The organism is Alienimonas chondri (assembly GCF_013036045.1).
GTDB lineage: Bacteria > Planctomycetota > Planctomycetia > Planctomycetales > Planctomycetaceae > Alienimonas > Alienimonas chondri.
Window position 1 is genome coordinate 1 of sequence record NZ_WTPX01000111.1, and the last position, 16,442, is coordinate 16,442.

At 68.8% G+C, this 16,442-nt stretch carries 15 protein-coding genes; 4 read left to right on the plus strand and 11 right to left on the minus strand.

Annotated features, from left to right (window positions below):
* Positions 1 to 55: 55 nt before the first annotated feature.
* The 3 genes from LzC2_RS15225 to LzC2_RS15235 are packed head-to-tail and all read right to left on the minus strand — an operon-like array spanning position 56 to position 2,153.
* Positions 56 to 853, minus strand: coding sequence for a class I SAM-dependent methyltransferase (locus LzC2_RS15225; RefSeq protein WP_171188516.1), 798 nt, complete (start codon positions 851 to 853; stop codon positions 56 to 58).
* Complete coding sequence (locus LzC2_RS15230) at positions 850 to 1,125, minus strand: Trm112 family protein (protein ID WP_171188518.1); 276 nt, start codon at positions 1,123 to 1,125, stop codon at positions 850 to 852. The genes LzC2_RS15225 and LzC2_RS15230 overlap by 4 nt, the downstream gene beginning before the upstream one ends.
* Before the next feature lie 2 nt (positions 1,126 to 1,127).
* Positions 1,128 to 2,153 carry a sugar phosphate isomerase/epimerase family protein gene (locus LzC2_RS15235; protein ID WP_171188520.1) on the minus strand — a complete coding sequence of 342 codons (1,026 nt, stop codon included), beginning with the start codon at positions 2,151 to 2,153 and terminating at the stop codon, positions 1,128 to 1,130.
* A 121-nt stretch (positions 2,154 to 2,274) separates the two neighbouring features.
* On the opposite strand from LzC2_RS15235, the gene LzC2_RS15240 reads away from it, so the two are divergent.
* The 3 genes from LzC2_RS15240 (at position 2,275) to LzC2_RS15250 (ending at position 4,858) form a co-directional block, all read left to right on the plus strand.
* Entirely contained in the window at positions 2,275 to 2,931 is a 657-nt protein-coding gene (locus tag LzC2_RS15240) for a Uma2 family endonuclease (RefSeq protein WP_171188522.1), read from the plus strand.
* 74 nt (positions 2,932 to 3,005) lie between these two features.
* The gene (gene lysS / locus LzC2_RS15245) at positions 3,006 to 4,481 is read left to right on the plus strand and encodes a lysine--tRNA ligase (protein WP_171188525.1); all 1,476 of its coding nucleotides are present in this window, start codon (positions 3,006 to 3,008) and stop codon (positions 4,479 to 4,481) included.
* A gap of 65 nt (positions 4,482 to 4,546) precedes the next feature.
* On the plus strand, positions 4,547 to 4,858 hold the full coding sequence (locus tag LzC2_RS15250; protein ID WP_171188527.1) for a hypothetical protein: 312 nt from the start codon (positions 4,547 to 4,549) through the stop codon (positions 4,856 to 4,858).
* Between the two features lie 112 nt (positions 4,859 to 4,970).
* Here LzC2_RS15250 and LzC2_RS22330 read toward each other — a convergent pair whose 3' ends face one another.
* The 8 genes from LzC2_RS22330 to LzC2_RS15290 form a co-directional block, all read right to left on the minus strand.
* Positions 4,971 to 6,056 (minus strand): phytanoyl-CoA dioxygenase family protein, encoded by a 1,086-nt coding sequence (locus tag LzC2_RS22330; protein WP_315854694.1) that lies wholly within the window; start codon positions 6,054 to 6,056, stop codon positions 4,971 to 4,973.
* A gap of 658 nt (positions 6,057 to 6,714) precedes the next feature.
* On the minus strand, positions 6,715 to 7,806 hold the full coding sequence (locus LzC2_RS15260; RefSeq protein WP_171188528.1) for a Gfo/Idh/MocA family oxidoreductase: 1,092 nt from the start codon (positions 7,804 to 7,806) through the stop codon (positions 6,715 to 6,717).
* A gap of 149 nt (positions 7,807 to 7,955) precedes the next feature.
* Entirely contained in the window at positions 7,956 to 8,588 is a 633-nt protein-coding gene (locus LzC2_RS21685; protein ID WP_185168677.1) for a hypothetical protein, read from the minus strand.
* 55 nt (positions 8,589 to 8,643) lie between these two features.
* The gene (locus LzC2_RS15270) at positions 8,644 to 10,290 is read right to left on the minus strand and encodes a POT family MFS transporter (protein ID WP_171188531.1); all 1,647 of its coding nucleotides are present in this window, start codon (positions 10,288 to 10,290) and stop codon (positions 8,644 to 8,646) included.
* Positions 10,291 to 10,481: 191 nt separating this feature from the next.
* A complete protein-coding gene (locus LzC2_RS15275) occupies positions 10,482 to 11,048 on the minus strand; it encodes a hypothetical protein (RefSeq protein WP_171188533.1) in 567 nt (188 codons plus the stop codon).
* A 43-nt stretch (positions 11,049 to 11,091) separates the two neighbouring features.
* Positions 11,092 to 11,802, minus strand: coding sequence for a CDP-alcohol phosphatidyltransferase family protein (locus LzC2_RS15280; protein WP_171188535.1), 711 nt, complete (start codon positions 11,800 to 11,802; stop codon positions 11,092 to 11,094).
* Positions 11,792 to 13,288: a 30S ribosomal protein S12 methylthiotransferase RimO gene (rimO, locus tag LzC2_RS15285; RefSeq protein ID WP_171188537.1), complete on the minus strand. Its 1,497-nt coding sequence runs from the start codon at positions 13,286 to 13,288 to the stop codon at positions 11,792 to 11,794. The genes LzC2_RS15280 and rimO overlap by 11 nt, the downstream gene beginning before the upstream one ends.
* A 63-nt stretch (positions 13,289 to 13,351) precedes the next feature.
* A complete protein-coding gene (locus tag LzC2_RS15290) occupies positions 13,352 to 14,344 on the minus strand; it encodes a CPBP family intramembrane glutamic endopeptidase (protein WP_171188538.1) in 993 nt (330 codons plus the stop codon).
* A gap of 394 nt (positions 14,345 to 14,738) precedes the next feature.
* Here LzC2_RS15290 and LzC2_RS15295 point away from each other — a divergent pair, with 394 nt between their 5' ends.
* Positions 14,739 to 16,382 carry a serine/threonine-protein kinase gene (locus LzC2_RS15295; RefSeq protein ID WP_171188540.1) on the plus strand — a complete coding sequence of 548 codons (1,644 nt, stop codon included), beginning with the start codon at positions 14,739 to 14,741 and terminating at the stop codon, positions 16,380 to 16,382.
* Positions 16,383 to 16,442: the final 60 nt, after the last annotated feature.

The following is a 16,442-nucleotide window of genomic DNA, read 5'->3' on the forward strand; positions in this document are numbered from 1 at the left end:
CCTCACCCCCGACCCCTCTCCCCCAAAAGGGGGCGAGGGGAGGACTTGGTCCTCATCACTCCGCAGTTGGCTTCGCTTCCGTCGCGGCCGGCTTGCGGAAAGTGATGACGTGCTGGCGGGGCAGGTCGGTCGCGGTGCCGACGTATTCGAGGCCGAACTCCGGTCGGGAGGCCTCCTTCTTCACTTGGGCCTCGCTCATTTTATGGATCTCCTTGATGGGGACGCGGGGATCCTCCTTGCGGTACTCGACCCACACCAGGCGACCGCCGGGCTTGAGGGACTTGGCGAGGGCGGCGGTCATCGCGTGCGGGTCGTCAAACTCGTGATAGACGTCCACCATCACGGCGACGTCGATCGTGCCCTCCTCCAGCTTCGGATCGGTCGGCTCCGACAGCACCGGCTCGACGTTCTCGATGCCGATCGCCCGCATCCGGGCTTTCAGACGGGCCAGCATTTCCGGCTGGATGTCCACGGCCTTCACCACGCCGCCGGGGGCGTCTTCCTCGCCTTGCGGGGGACCGGCGATCTTGGGGGCGATCCGCTGGGCGATCACGCCGCTGCCGGTCCCGATGTCCGCGACGACCATGCCTGGCTTCAGTTTCAGGAGCTTCACCAGCGTGGCGAGGTCTTCCTCCTCCTGCCGGTTCGGTCGCTCCAGCCAGGTGGCTCCCTGGTGGCCCATCACCTGGGCGATCTGCCGGCCCATGTAGTAACGGTCGATCCCGTTCGGGTCGGCGCCGGGGCGGTCTTCGTAGAGGCTCTCCGTCTCGGCGACGTCCGCTTGCGGTTTCGCGGGAGTTTCATCTTGAGGCGCTGCGAAACCGCAAGCGACGATCAGGAGGGCGAGCGTCATCCGGGGGCCTTGTCAGAGGAGAGAGGTTCGCCGGTCGCAGGGTCGCGGCCTTCGGATCGCATCACCGCGGCCCACTCGTCGGCGGCCAGTGCCGTTCCGCTGTCGGGCAGCAGCACGGGGATGCCGTCCTCGACGGCGTACCGCAGACGGGTCTCCGGATCGCAGGAGACCAGCGTGCCGGCGTCCGGGTGAACCAGCGGCTTGCGGGCGACCGGGCAGACCAGCAGGTCCGCGACGGCGGCGAAGTCGAACGCGTGGGGGGCGTCGGGCACCTTCAGAATCCCCGATCGGCGCGGAGCGAGGCGAAGTCCCGGCGGTCGGTGGCGATGCCAACGTCCGCCAGCATCCCGCACAGCGCCCGGCAGGCGATGCCCAGCCCGTCCGGCCCGCTAAAGCCCCCGAACTGCCCGCCGCCGCGGAGGTGCGGTTCGAGTTCCAGGAAGAACCCCGGCACGCCCAGCGTTTCCACGCGGTGGCTCATCTCCGGCAGGTGATCGGCGAGATCCTTGAACACCGCCGGATGCCCGCCGTCGCCCACGTCCGCCGGGACGAAGTTCTTCAGCCGTTCCTCATCCACGTACCCGTCCCAGGTCAGCGACGGGTCGATCTTGTAGTCCTTGATATGAATCCAGCCGAGGTACGGCCGCATCGCTTCGTACTCCGCGAAGCAGGTGGCGGCGTCCTTGTTCTGGGCGGCGATGTTCCCGCCGTCCCAGATCAGCAGCATGTTCGGCCGATCGACCTGCTCCGCGATCGTCGCCAGCAGCGGGCCGGTCTCGCCGACGAGGTTCGGCTCGATCTCCAAGCCGTAGATCAGGTCTTCCTTGGCGCACAGGTCCGCCAACTGGCCGATCTGATCGACCGCCTGCGGGATGTGCGGCTCCGGATCGGTCCCTGCGGGGTGATAGAAGGAGAACCCGCGGATGAGCTTCGTGCCCAGCGCGTGCGCCGCTCGGACCGTCGCGGCGAACTCGCCGTCGAGGTACTCCTGCCAGGGGACGAACTTGTTGTGGGAGCGGTCCGCTTCGTCCTTCAGCTTCACCTTGCCGAGCCGCGAGCCGATCGAGGTGACGCCCACGCCGAAGTCGTCTTGAAGGGTCCGCAGCTCGGCGAACTCCGCATCAGTGCACTCGACGCAGTGCTTCGGCGCCTCGCCGGGGAACTGGACCCAGCGGGGCGAATACCAGTTCAACCCGACGGCGGCGACGGCGGCGAGTTGTTCGGGCACGGCCTTCGAGGAGGGCCGGGTGGCCTCGTCGGCGAATGCGGAGAGCAGCACGGCGGGCGGAGCGTCGGGCACGGGCGGCGGATCTCGGTAGAAGAGCGATAGAGTCGGAGTCGCCTGATTGTCCGCGGCGAAGCGGGGGTTTCAACGCCGTTCGGGAGCCGCGATACTGGTTCCGTCCTGCCGGAGAGCTGTGATGCCCGACGCCCTGTTCGCCGACCCGCCCCGTTTTGTCCCCCCTTCGCCGCCGCCGCCGGTCCGCCGGCGTTTCGGCCCGGCCGACGACGGGGCGAAGGTTTCCTTCGAAGAATGGTGGGACGGGGAGTTCGAAGAAGGGTTCGCCGCGGAGTTGTCGCGTGGAGAGGTGCTGCCGACGGAGGTTCCGAACCTGCCGCACGAGGCGCTGCTCGATCGACTCCGGACGGCTCTCACGCTTTGGCGTGTCGACCACCCAGGTGTGATCAGTTTGCTCAGCGGGGGGCTCGGCTCGCGGGTGCCGGTCCCGCCGTTCGATTCGGACCGTCACCCCGATCTGACCGTCTATCTGGGCGAGATGGCCGGCGAGGGCCGGCAGGTCTGGCGACAGAACGCCCCGGCGATCGTCTGCGAAGTGCTCTCCCGCGGCACCCGGGCCGAGGACGAGGGGCGCAAAGCGGAGGAGTACCTGCTGTTCGGCTGTGCGGAATACTGGTTGATCGACCCGATCGCCCGGACGATACGTCTGCTGGTGCGGTCCGGCGGGCAGTGGGAGGAGCGGGACGCCGGCGAAGGGGGCGTGCAAACCTCGGAGGCGCTGGGGGCGTTCAAACTCGATCCGGCGGCCTTGTTCGCGAGTGACGCGTCGGGCGCCTGAACGTCAGGGCTGTCGCCTTTTGGGGGGCGGGGGGCTAGCTTCCCGGCCCCGCTCCACCGCAGACGCACCCCCGCATGGCTTCCCCCGCCGATCGCCTCGCCAAGGCTCGTATCGAAAAACTGGATAAGATCGTCGCCCTCGGCCGCGACCCCTACGGGCAACGGTTCGACGATCATCTGCCGATCGCCGAGGCCCGCGACAAACAGCCTGCCGAGAGCGGGGAGGAAGGCGAGGCGGTCCGCGTCGCCGGGCGGGTGATGCAGATTCGAAAGGCCGGCAAGCTGCGGTTCTACGAGATCGCCGACGCCACCGGGCAGATCCAACTCCTGTTCTCCCGCGGCGACCTCGACCCGGAGCAATGGGAGCTGATGGCCGCGCTCGACTACGCGGATTTGGTCGGCATCGACGGCGTCACTTGGAAGACGAACACCGGCGAACCCAGCATCAAGGTGCGGGCCGTCACGCCGCTGTGCAAAGCCCTCGCCCCGCCGCCGGACAAGCACCACGGCGTGCAGGATCCTGAACTGCTGGTCCGTCAGCGATCGCTGGATCTGATCTACACCGAGGGCGTCCGCGATCGGCTGCTCAAGCGGGGGGAGATCGTGAAGTCGGTGCGCAACACGCTGGCCGAGCGCGGGTTTGTGGAGGTCGAAACGCCGGTGCTGCACACCGTCGCCGGCGGGGCCGCGGCGAAGCCCTTCGGCACGCACCACAACGCGCTGGACGTGGACCTGACGCTCCGGATCGCTCTCGAACTGCACCTGAAGCGGTTGATGGTCGGCGGGATCGAGCGCGTCTTCGAGATCGGCCGCGTGTTCCGCAACGAGGGCATCGACCAGACGCACAACCCGGAGTTCACCATGCTGGAGGCCTATCAGGCCTACGGCGACTACGGGTCGATGATGGACCTGACCGAAGCGGTGATCGTGGACGCCCTCCGCGTGCTCAACGGCCCGGACGCCCCGCTCGTCATCCCGCATGCGGGGAAGGAGGTGGACTTTACCCCGCCGTTCGAGCGTCGCACCTACGCGGATCTGTTCCGCGAACACGCCGGTTGCGACCTGACCGACGAAGCCGCCGTCGCCGTGAAAGCCGGCGAGTTGGGCATCGAGACGAACGGCCGGCACCCGGACGTGATCGTCGGCGACGTCTTCGAGGCGACGGTCGAGGACGCGCTCGTCGGCCCGATCTTCGTCATGGACTACCCCGCCAGCCTCTGCCCGCTGACCAAGCGGAAGCAGGACGACGAGAGCGTCGCGGAGCGGTTTGAGCTGTTCGTGCACGGCATGGAACTGGCCAACGCCTACACGGAACTGAATGACCCCCGCTTGCAGGAGGAGTTGTTCCGCAGCCAGCTCGCCGGACAAGCCGAGGAGGATTCGATGGCGAAGCTGGACGTGGAGTTCCTGCAGGCGCTCCGCATCGGTATGCCCCCCGCTGGCGGGCTGGGCATCGGCATCGATCGTTTGGCCATGCTGCTGACGGACGCGAAGGGCATCCGCGACGTGATCTTCTTCCCGACGGTCAAACCGATCGCGGACCCCTCGTGAGTCCGAAGCGCAAGCGAGGCGGGTGATGCGCGGTTGACCGCGCGACGCACAGGCTCAATCACCAGATGACAGAGATTCCCTCAGACCAGTACGAAATCGAGAAACGGCTCGCGGTATGGGTTGGCACGTTGGCTGCTTGGACGGCCACCGGTTGGCTCTTCGATCCACGATTGGGACTCATGATGCTGCTCGGTCTGCCGTACTTAATCGGACTGGCGGGCCTCATCGCAGTGATTCCCATCGCGGGTCTTGTGATCGCGTTCGTCTATTCGCTGCGAACGAGAAATCGCAGGGCGGCTTACCTCACGGCCCTCTTCGGAGGCACCGGGTATATCGGCTGCGGTGCAATGATTTATCAGATTCTACAGCGAATCTAGAAGCCTCTACGACGTGATCTTCTTCCCCACCGTCAAGCCGATTGCGGAAGGCTCGTAGTGGCACGCTTCAGCGTGCCCCGGCGAGCGCAGCGAGACGCCGGCGTTGTTTACTTCATGGTTGCGCCGGTCGGAGGGCACGCTGAAGCGTGCCACTACGAACCTGCAGGCAGTCGCACTTCGCACCAGTCGCTGCGGAAGAGAACGCGGACCTGCTGGCTCGGGCGATCGACGTGCCGGCGTGCGTGCCGGGGATCACCCGCAGACAGCCGTTCTCCGGCGTTTCGTCGCCCAACGCGATCCACAGGTTCACGAGGTCCGGCCGCGCGAAGCTCCAGTACCGCACGTCCTGGTGCCAACCGGTATCGGAACTGAACCGTGGTTGCTTCGTCATCACGCAGTTGTGATGGGCCAGCGGGACGATCACCTCAGGGTTCGTCTCGCCGGGGGCGATCAATTGCCCCAACCGCGTGCGGACCGGTTCGCTGGTCAGCAGCCGGGTGAAAACCGGGCCGCGGGCGAAGGCGTTCTTCAACCGACGCACCGTGCGACCGCCCTCGCGGTCGGCCCGGTCCGGGGCGCCGGGGTAGCCGACCTCCGCTTCGTATTCGACCGGGCCGATCGGCTCGCCGTGCTCCCCGCGCAGATCGCGCGTGGTGAGGGCGCGGATCTCCGCGACCGTCGCCGCGTCCGCCAGACCGGGAACGACAAGATACCCGTCGGTGGCGAACCGGGGGAGGCCGGTTCGTTCCCTGAGATGCCGGCGAGGAACGTCTCCGGCGTGGCGTCGTCGGCGGAGAAGTTCAGCAATTCCCCTTGCGCGTCCGCGGCGGCGGACAGGCGGCTCAACGTCGTGCGTTCGTAGTCCCGGTCGGCCGCTTTCCAGCGCCACACCAGCAACGCGCCGCCGGCCAGCGCCGCGACGATCACGCCCAGCACGATCCAGGGGAGTTCTTCCGGCGTCTGCGGGACCGCGGCGGCAATGCGGGCCCGGTTTACCTCGTCGGCGATGATCAGCGGGGCGACGTGCAAGCGTCCCTCGCCGTTCTCGCCCTTCGCGGTGTAGCCCTCCAGCTTGAAGAACACGCCGTCGACCGTCACCGGCACCGGCTCCCGCAGCATCTCGCCACGCGGCAGCCCCTCGGCCCGATTCGCCCGCACATGCACCGGATTGTCGCCGGCGTCCGGAGCGAAGACCCACAGGCTCACCCCGCGACCCTCCCCCAGATCCGTGATGCCTCGGGCCTCCCCGAACACCCGGACCGGCCGCCCGCGGTAGTAGGTCGGATCGCGCATCAGCGCGGGGAACGAGACGGCGTCCGCCTCCGGCGCGAGCGACGGCGGATCGTCCGAGAACCGCTCGCGGATCGCGGCGACGGCGTCTCGCTCCTTCCGCGTCAAACCGACCGTGCGGTCCTTCACCCCAGCCGTGAGAGACTCCGGCAATCGCTCGTCGGTCGTCTCCGCGGCGGCGCCGTCGTCCGCCGGTTCGTCGCTCGGTTCGTCCGCCGAGGCCATTGCGACGCGGACCGTACCCGGCGGCAGCGGGGCGTCCTCGCGGACCGAGAAGTCCGGCGCTTCGCCATCGTCCGCGGGGACGGCTTTGGGCGGGGCGATCCAGTACCAGTTCGCCGGGTCGGCGGCCCAACTCGCGGCGAACAGCACCAGCCCCAGTGAGCCGACCATCGCCAGCATGCGCCGTTGGTCGGCGCCGTTCAGGTACGGGGCGGGGCGGCGATGGGGGCGGACACGCATGGACGCAGTGTACGCGGGGCGGCGAAACAGCGGCAGTCGCCGCGATGAGACGGCGACGCCCACTGACCGACGACGCGCGACAGCCTATTCACCCAAGGCCCATCTCACCGCGGACGCAGTCGGCCGCCGCCGGGTTGGGAGATCGAGACCGGCTCGCCGGCCTGGGCGGCGGCGGTCGCGGCCCGGGTGAGCGTCATCGCCCAGCCCAAGTCGTGCAGGTCGGGGGCGGGGATGAGTCCGCCGACGGCCCGGCGAAGGAACAAGGCCAGCAGCGTGTCGAACCCGGGGCGTTCGGTCGACAGGTCTTCGATGCGCTCCGGCTCTCCGCGGATCGTGTAGCGCAGGCCGTGGGAGTCGGACAACGTCGCGACGCCGCGTTCGCAGCGAACGGTCGCCTTCACCACCGAGGCGGACCCGGCGAGATCCTCCGGCGCCGCCAGCGTCAACGCCGCGCCGCGACCGCCGCGGGCCTCGCCGGTGACCCGGTCGCCCGCGTCCAGCCGCAGTTGGGCGGCGGTGGCTCCCGCGTGGGGGTCGGCGGTTGCGGCGACCTCCCGGACGGCGCCCGGCAGCAGGTGGGCGGCCCAGTCCGCCAGACGGGCGAAGTGCCACGCGGCGACCGGCTGATCGCAGGCGTCCCGCAGCGGATGGGCCGCCGGCAAGGGAGCGGAGAGGTGCACCGCGTACACTTCACCCAGCGTGGTGGCGATCAGCTCCCGCAGCCGCAACGTGGCGGGGGTGAAGCGAAACGACAGGTCCGGCGTGACGACCGTGCCGGCGCTCGCCGCTCGGGCGGCGAGAGCGTCGAGTCGGTCGTCCCGCGGATCGACCGGCCCCGCGAGCAGCACCGGCTTGTCCGCCCGCAGCAGCAACTCCAGCGACCCCAGTCCCCACCACGCCGGGTCGCCCAGCAGGATCGCCCGCACGTCCGGCCGTCGGGCCAACGCGGAGAGCCCGCCGACGACGGCGACCGCATCGGCTCGCGGTGCGTTCTCCGGGGCGCCCTGTTCCGCGGACAGCTCCGTGTATAGCCGAGACAAATCCTCCGCGGCGCCCCGGGCGCGGACGGGGACGGCGTCGCAGACGGCGGCCACGCGGACCCGCCCGGCAAGCCGTTCCAGGGCCGGGCGTTGCGGCTCCGCCCACTCCGGGCCGAGACCCGCGACCCCCACGCCGATCGCCGCGGGTGCAGGCATAAACCGCGACGCGGGGGAGGGGGTGAAATGCGGGGAGAGTCGCCGGAAAACCCCGGCGCAATGACGGCGGACGGTTCTACCCGCCGCCGCGAAAGACCGCCACCGGTCCCGTCAGGGGCGCCGGCGGCGGGAACGAATCCGGCGAAGACTCACTCGTCCTCGTGATCGTGATCGCCGTCGGCGTGATCGTGGTCGCCGTGGTCATCGCCATCGTGATCGTGGCCTTCGTGGTCGCCGTGATCGTGGCCGGCGTGCTCGTCGTGGCCGGTGTCGAAGGCGGTTTCCATCTCTTTGTCGTCGGCGCCCAGGACGACGATGCGGCCTTCGACGTCGCCTTCGCCGCCGTTCGGCAGGCGATCGAGGAGGAACGACCATTCGTCGCTATCCGCGTTCGCTTCGCCGACGGGGTCCAGCTTCAGGCTGACTTCCTCGCCGTCGTCGCCGACGAAGAGCATCTCGGCGCTCTTGGCCAGGACCGGGGTCTTCATGTCCCCGGCGAGCAGATACAGCTTGCCGCGCCCCGGGGTGTCGGATTCGAGGACCAACTCGCCGTGCACGCTGTGGTCGGTCGTCAGTTCGACGATCAGGCCGTCGTGCGGGCCGGCGCCGTGCTCGGCCACGGCGTGGACGTGCTCGTCGTCATGGGCATGGTCGTCGTCGTGGGCGTCGGCGCCGTATTCCTGACCGTCGTCGCTGCTGCACCCGGCGAGCAGCAGGCCGCCGCACGCAAACGAGGCGGACAGCAGGGCGGCGGCGAACGGAGGACGTGTGAAGCGAAGCATGGGCGGGGCGAACCAAGAGCGTGGGAGAGGGGAATCAGTGTACGCCGACCGACGGTCAGCCGTTGGATGCGGGGCCGTCGGGATCGTCCGACGCATCCCGCCGCGGGCGGTGAGGGGCGGCGGCATCGGCGTCGGAAACGACGTCGCGATCGCGGGCGGCGCCTTCGCTCATCGGTTCCGGCTCCGCGGTGGCCCGACCGGCGGTGGCCCGATCGAACCCGACCGGCTCCTCGCCGCCGTCCTCGCCGATATAGACTTTCCCGCGGAACAGCATCGCCGCGGGCACGAACATTGCGGCCGTGCCCAGCATCGCCCACAGCCAGAACCAATAATAATCGGCGCCCCTCAGTTCGAGCACTTCCATACTGATTAGTCGGTTCACGCCGGCGATATACAAGTTGCCGATCGAAACCGTCAGCAGCCAACACGCCAGGATGATGCTCTTCATCGCCTTCGGGGCGTGGGCGTAGCTGAACTCCAGCCCGGTAATCGAGACCATAATCTCGCCCGCGGTGAGAATGGCGTACGCCAGCACCTGCCACATGATGTCCGGCCGTTCGCCGGCGTCGATACGAGTTTGAATATACAGGCTCACCGCCCAGCCCCCGGCAGCCAAGAACATGCCGATGCCCATCTTCCGTAAATACGTCAGCTTGAACAGACTATTCAGCAGTGGATAAACGGTGAACCCGAATAGCGGTATATATAGCATCACCAGCGCCGGGTTCACGGCCTGCATCTGGCTTTCCAGTACCGCGAACACGCGCGCGTCTGGATCGACGTTCGCCAGAATCTCCGCGGCGCCCACCGCTTTTTCGTCGGCAATCAGGTCGGCAGCGGAGTCCGTCGCCCAGTCCGGCATCCACTCGACCACGTAGTAGCGGTCCATCTGCTCCGCCTGACCGACCCAGCGGCTAGCGGTTTGATCGAACAGCGCCCAAAACATCCCGATGAACACGTACACCAACGCCAGGTTCGCCAGCGCCTTGCGGCCCTCGGGGCTGAACGCCTCGCGGAACGTCTCCGTGCCTTTGGGCGGGACGTGGGCGTAGCGGTAACGGCCCAGCCAAAATGCGATCGTGGCGATCAGCATCAGGACCCCCGGCACCCCGAAGGCCACATCCGGCCCGTACCAGTCCAGCAGCTTCGGCGTCAGCAGCGTGGAGACCGTCGAGCCGAGGTTGATGCTGAAATAAAACCACCCATAGACGCGTCCCAGCAGCCCGCTGTTGCGAGCGCCGAATTGATCGCCCACGTGGGCCGACACGCAGCTTTTAATAAACCCGCCGCCGACGGCGATCAGCCCCAGCCCAACGAACAGGCCGTACTTCGGTTCGATCAGCCCGCCGGTGAATTCCGGATTGAGCGTCAGGGCTAGTACAAAGTGCCCAAGGCAGTAGATCACGCTCAGCAGCATGATCGTGAGGTACTTGCCCAGCAGGGCGTCGGCGACCAGCCCGCCGACCAGCGGCAGGAAATACAGCAGGCTGCTGAAGTAGCCGACGGCCTCGGTCGCCTGGGCGTCCGTCATGTGGGCGTCGGCACCGGCGGCGTCCGTCAACCACTTCGTCATAAACGTATACAGGATCGCCCGCATCCCGTAGTAGCTGAATCGCTCCGCCACCTCGTTGCCGACGATGAACCCGATGCCGGGGGGCATCTTGTCGGTGTCGACGGGGGTCTCGCGGTACTGGGTTGCCATGCCGGGAGCTTGTGCGGGACGGAACGAGCGGAGCGAAACGGGACCGGACGGCCCCGCACGGCGAGCCGCGGGAGACTACCCGCCGTCCCCGCCCGTCGCACCTCTCCCCGATTCACGTCGCGCGATCAGCGAGCCGGGGGGTTCATCCCCCCGGCTCGCCGGGGGCGTCCGAGGTTTGCGGGCGCCGGGCGTCAGTCGCGGCCGGTCGGCTTCAACGCGGCCAGTTGCTCGCGGCCCTCGATATACCGGCGCAGCTTTCGCACGGTCGGGACCTCCGTCAGCATCGCGATCAGTAGCACGCCCACGACCAGCCAGTTCGGCCACCAGCCCTCGATCAGCAACGCGACGAGGTTGATGAAGGTCGCCCCCTCCAGCATCGCCAGCCGGGCGATCATCCGCGTTTGGAACGCCCCGGCCGCGCGGCCGGTCTCCGCGGCGGCGCTGCCCAGCGCCGAGCCGAGCGGCTTGTGGGCCAGCAGCATCAGCACGGCGATGCCCAGTCCGATGTACGACACGATCGGATCGCCGGGGTCGAGGTCGGCGTCCAGCTCCCCGCCTTCCACGTCCGCCTCGGCGCCCTCCAAGGCGATCCCGCCGTCCGGGCCGAGACCCTCCGGCCCGGCCTCGGCGCCGGCGTTGCTGATCGCCACGAACGCCCCGAACACCAGCACCCCGAAGATCAATGCCCCGGCGATGATCTGACAGGTGAGAACCTGCGGACGCAGGCGGGCTTCGGTTTCGTCGAGGTCGGTATCCATTGAGGCATCCTGACGCGACGAAAAGTCGCCGGCTTGGGGGAAACTACCGTTTCAGTTCCCGCATCGCCCGGGCGATGTAGGCGATTCCGCTGTACGCCGTGAACAGGGCGGCGCCCCACAGCAGGGCGTCGCGGGTCCAGAGGAACCAACTGCGGCCGTCGATCAGCGGGGTGAGGTGGGCGAACTCCGGGGCGAGGCTCAGCAGGGACCCCGTCACCGCGACGAACTGAATGACCGTCTTCACCTTACCGGTCCAGTCGGCGGAGAAGTCCACGCCGTGCTTCTCCAGAAAGCCGCGCAAACTACTGACGAACATCTCGCGGGCGACGATCACCAGCACCATCCAGGCGCTCACGCCGCTCCAGACGATCAGTTCTTCCCCCTCGCCGGGGCCAGGCATGCGCACCCGCTTTTCGAGCAGGAACAGCAACGCCCCCACTACCACGATCTTGTCGACGAACGGGTCGAGGATCCGGCCAAGCGTCGTCACCTGCCCGTAGCGTCGGGCGAGCCAGCCATCGAGGAAGTCCGTCGAGGCGGCGATCACGAACACCGCCGCGGCGCTCTTCCACAGGCCGTTGTAGGCGATCATCCAGAACAGCACGCAGGCCAGCAGCAAGCGGGAGAGCGTGACCGCGTTCGGCAGATTGAAGCTCTCCCGGCCGATCGGGGCGGGGCGATCGGCATCGCGTAACGCCGAGGCCTGGCCAGGCCTCGGCGTTATGGGCGGCGGGATGGATGAATCAGTCGTCATCCGGCTCGTCGTCGTCGAGCAGGGCGGCGGTGGCGAGCCAGTCGTAGCCGTCGCGGGCCGTCAGTTCGCAGGGGATGAAGGCGCCGAGTTCCAACTCCGCATCGACCTCCGCGGGGATCGTCACGCGGACGGACCCGTCGATCTCCGGGGCGTCGGCGAAGGTGCGGCCCTCATAGCTGCCGTCGTCGTTCTCGGAGTCGATCAGCACGTCCAGTTCATAGCCGACCAGCGAATCGGCGAAGTCGAACGCGGCCGGCTGTTGGGCGGCCATCAGGGCGTCGACCCGCTGCTGGGAAACCTCCGGCGGGAGATGCCCGTCGAGCTTCATGCTGGGCGTCCCCGGCTCCGGACTGAAGGGGAAGGCGCCGAGCCGCTCGAACTTCCAATCGACGATGAAGTCGACCAGTTCCTGGAACTCCGCCTCCGTCTCGCCGGGGAAGCCGACCAGCATCGTCGTCCGCAGCACGAGGTTCGGGATGCGGTCCCGCAGCTTGCCGACGAGGGCTTCGGTCTTCGCCCGGTTCGTGCGGCGGGTCATCCGCTTCAGCACGCGATCGGAGATGTGCTGTAGCGGCATGTCGAGATACGGCAGCACCTTGGAGCTGCCCGCGATCACGTCGATCAACTCGTCCGTGAAGTGGATCGGGTAGAGGTACATCAGCCGGATCCACTCCAGCCCCTCGACCTGCTCCAGTTCCCGCAGCAGCGCCGCCAGTCGGACCTCGCCGTACAGATCGAGACCGTAGTAGGTGGTGTCCTGGGCGACGATGATGAGTTCCTTCACCCCGTCCGCGGCCAGTTCGCGGGCCTCGGCGACGACCTGTTCGATCGGCTTGGTGACGTGCTTGCCCCGCATCATCGGGATCGAACAGAACGTGCAGGTCCGGTCGCAGCCCTCGCTGATCTTGAGGTAGGCGAAGTGGTCCGGCGTGATGCGGAGGCGGGCGGTGTCGTCCAGCGCCCGGATCGCCGCGGGGCGGAAGACGTCTCGCTGCTCCGTGATGGGGGAGACGCCCCGCCGCCGGCTTCCCTGAAGATTCGTGGTCAGACGGTCGGCGACGGTGCCGATCTCGTCCCGGCCGAAGACGTTCATCACGTGATCGACGCCCGGTAGATCCTTGCGGACCTGCTCCGCCCCCACGCGGCCCGGCAGACAACCGGCGACGACCACCCCGCCGGTGCGGCCGGCCGTTTTCAGGTCGAGCATCTCCTGCACGACGGACTTCGATTCCTCACGGCTGGGACCGATGAACCCGCAGGTGTTCACGACGACGAAGTCCGCCCCGTCCGGGTCCGGGACCAACGCGTATCCGCCCGCGGCGAGCTTGCCGAGCATCGACTCGGAATCGACCAGATTCTTCGGGCAACCCAGCGAGACGAAGGCATAGGTGCCCTTCGCTTCTTCGCCCCCCGGGCCGACGGCCGGGCGACTGGTCGGGAGCGTCGGCGCGGCGGGGTCCGCCAGAATCGGGAGGCTGTTTTTCACGGGTCGGCAGTGTAGGCGTGATGAGGTGACGCCGCTACGGCCCGCCCCGTTCCCCGGCCCTGCTCACATCTCGCCGCCGGACAACGCGAACGCCAGCAGGGAGAACGCCATCAGCGCCCCGAACGTCGGCACGAACAGCCCCCAGAGAATCAGCGGCGCCGCCTCCCAGCGGACGATCGACCACAGATCCGAGTGGCGGGGCGGCGGTTCGACCGTCGGCCAGCGGGGGGCGACCTCCGCGCCGCGCTCGCCGTGGGCGTCGACCCGCACGGTCCGCACCCGCACCGACCACAACGCCCAAATCGCCAGTCCCGCCATCGTCGTGCTGACGAGCAGCAGCGGCACGGAGACCGGCGGCGCCGCGTGCGGATCCGGCAGATCGCCCCGCGACAACGCCCATTTCGCCATCCCCAGGCTGACGGCGTTGTTGGCGAAGTGCAGCCCGATCGGCAGCCAGAGGCTCCGCGAGGAGAGATACGCCACGTGCAGCAACACCGCGATCGGCAGCAACGCCCCCGCATGCGCCGGGTGCAGATGCAGCAGACAGAACAGCACGGAGGTGAGCAGCACCCCCCGCCACACGCCCCAGCGGGCGACGAGTCCGCGGCCGAGCAACCCGCGGCAGAACAGTTCTTCGGAGACCGCCGGGCAGACCGCCGCCGCCAGCAGCAGCGCGGGGAGCGGCACGTTTTGCAGCAGCTCGCTGATCGCGGTGAGGCTGGAGAACTCGTCCATCGTTTTCAGCCCCGGCGCCGCCTCGCAGGCGAGCGACCACAGCCACCCCGCGACGGCGCCCCACTGCGTGCAAGCGAACATCACCGCCGGCATCGACAGAACGGCCACGGCCGTCGCCGGCCCGCTCGGCAGACCGAACCCCAGCTTCGACAACCGCCCGCACCGCAGCCGGAACGCCGCCAGCGTCAGCAGCGCCCCGTGCGCCTGCACCAGCGGCAGCGCGATGATCGTCGTTTCCGTCTGCGTCAGCGCCCGCCCGGCCAGCGCGTCGCCGACGAACTTCACCAGCAGCCACGCGGGGATCATCAGCACGATCTGCACCGTGACGAACCACCCGACGCACCACCCCAGCGACTCCGGCAGGCCCGGCCCGGGAGGGGGTTTGGGGAGCGTTCGGTCGACGTCTGAGTTCTCTCCGGGATCGGGCGTCGCTTGCGGTTTCGCGGCGTCGATCCGTGTCCGGGGCGCTGCGAAACCGCAAGCGTCCGGCGAGCCGTCGGAGAAGGGGGAACCCTCCGAGGCGTGCTCTTCGTCTGAGCGCTCTTCGTCTGATTCGTCTGAAAAGAGATCCGGCGTCACAGGGCGCAAACGATGGAGGCGAAGATTCGGACCGCTGCGGCGAACGCCCTTCCGCCGACACCCGCGGCCCCGGGCGGCGTTACCTTACGCTTCCGTTCCCCCGCCCGCCCGTCTTTTCCCCACGCCGTTCCCCGCGATGTCGACCGCCGCCGACGCGGGGCCGCCCCGCTTCCGTCACTGCCCCGGCTGCAACCAGCGATTCGTCGTCGCCGGGCCGAACCCCCTCTGCCCGACCTGCGGCGCCCCGGCGTCGGATCTCACCCCGGTCTCCCGCGTCACCGGCGTGGGGGGCGGAACCGGCTTATCAGCGGGAATCGGCGACACGATTCACCTCGACGAGACGCAGCTCTCGCTGACCCCCGGCGCCCCGACGACGGACGACTTCGGCTCCACCGCCGCGGACGGCGGCCCGTCCTCCCCCGCTGGCCAGTCCGCCGCCGGCCCGCCCCCCACCGTGCCGTCCGCCGGCTCCCCCGGTTCCGCCGACGAAGCGCATGACTTCGACGACGCCCTCGGCGCGGAGCTGCACGTCTATCGCTTCGAGCACCTGCTGGGCCGCGGCGGGATGGGCCGGGTCTACCTCGCCCGGCACCGCGATCTGTTGCGGCGGTGCGCGTTGAAGGTGCTCAGCCCGCGGGTCGGGCGGCGGGACGTGGATTTCATCGATCGCTTCCAACAGGAGGGCCGGGCGTCGGCGGGGCTCTCGCATCCGAACCTCGTGGTGACGCACGCCATCGGGCAGGATCGCGGCTTTCACTTCCTCGAAATGGAATTCGTCCCCGGTCGCACGCTCGCCCGGTTGCTGCGGGAGGAGGGCACGCTGCCGCCGGCGTGGGCCACGCGGCTGGCGGCGAAGATCGCGGAGGGCCTCGGCCATGCTCACCGCCGCGGGATCGTGCATCGCGATCTCAAGCCGGACAATGTGCTGGTCACGCTGTCCGGCGTGCCGAAGGTCGCGGACTTCGGCCTGGCCAAGCGGGTGCGGGACGAACACGGCCAGCCCGTCGGCGCCGGCGGGCATGTGCTGGCCGGCACACCGCACTACATGGCCCCGGAGACCTTCGCCGGCGAGCCGCCCAGTCCGGCGGCGGACGTCTGGGCGCTGGGGGTGACCTACTTCCTGATGCTCACCGGTCGGCTGCCGTTCACCGGCGGGACGGTGGCGGAACTCAAGCAGAACGTTCAACACGCCCCACTGCCCAACGCTCGCGAATTGAACCCCGCGGTCACGCTGGAGATGGGGTCCTGCCTCGCCCTGCTGCTCGACAAATGCCCGGCGAACCGTCCGACGGACGCGGTCGCGGCGAACCTGCTGTTGAACACGATCGGCGGCGAACTGCGGGACGTGGGCACGCTGCTGACGGACGCCTTCGTCGCCCATCCGGAGATCAGTTGGATGCGCTGCGGCGAGACGTATCGCATCACGATCGCGCTGCCTGGCGGGCGGACGCAGGCGGTCACGGTCGAACCCAGCGACCATGCCGCCGCGGAGCGACTGCTGCACATCTCCTCCGTCTGCTGCCCGGCGACCGCGGACTACTACGAAGCGGCGCTCCGGCTGAACGCGCAGATTTCGCACGGCAGCCTGAGCGTGCAACAACTCGACCCGACCGCCGGCCATCGTCCGACGGAAGACGAGATCGGCGTGCCGTTCTTTGTGATGAGCAACAGCTACCCCCGGGCGACCGTCGACCCGGAGGAGATCCGCCACAGCGTGTTCGAAGTCGCCGCGAGAGCCGACGCCGTCGAACTGCTGCTGACCGGCGACGACGTGCATTGAGGGGGGGCGACCACAGCGTCTCCCCTCGCCCCCTTTTGGGGGAGAGGGGCTGGGGGTGAG

Coding starts and splice junctions, on each gene's coding strand:
- LzC2_RS15280 (WP_171188535.1), bottom strand. CDS start 11,802: ATGACGACTGATTCATCCATCCCGCCGCCCATAACGCCGAGGCCTGGC.
- LzC2_RS15270 (WP_171188531.1), bottom strand. CDS start 10,290: ATGGCAACCCAGTACCGCGAGACCCCCGTCGACACCGACAAGATGCCC.
- LzC2_RS15275 (WP_171188533.1), bottom strand. CDS start 11,048: ATGGATACCGACCTCGACGAAACCGAAGCCCGCCTGCGTCCGCAGGTT.
- LzC2_RS15225 (WP_171188516.1), bottom strand. CDS start 853: ATGACGCTCGCCCTCCTGATCGTCGCTTGCGGTTTCGCAGCGCCTCAA.
- LzC2_RS15295 (WP_171188540.1), top strand. CDS start 14,739: ATGTCGACCGCCGCCGACGCGGGGCCGCCCCGCTTCCGTCACTGCCCC.
- LzC2_RS15250 (WP_171188527.1), top strand. CDS start 4,547: ATGACAGAGATTCCCTCAGACCAGTACGAAATCGAGAAACGGCTCGCG.
- LzC2_RS21685 (WP_185168677.1), bottom strand. CDS start 8,588: ATGCTTCGCTTCACACGTCCTCCGTTCGCCGCCGCCCTGCTGTCCGCC.
- LzC2_RS15260 (WP_171188528.1), bottom strand. CDS start 7,806: ATGCCTGCACCCGCGGCGATCGGCGTGGGGGTCGCGGGTCTCGGCCCG.
- LzC2_RS15240 (WP_171188522.1), top strand. CDS start 2,275: ATGCCCGACGCCCTGTTCGCCGACCCGCCCCGTTTTGTCCCCCCTTCG.
- lysS (WP_171188525.1), top strand. CDS start 3,006: ATGGCTTCCCCCGCCGATCGCCTCGCCAAGGCTCGTATCGAAAAACTG.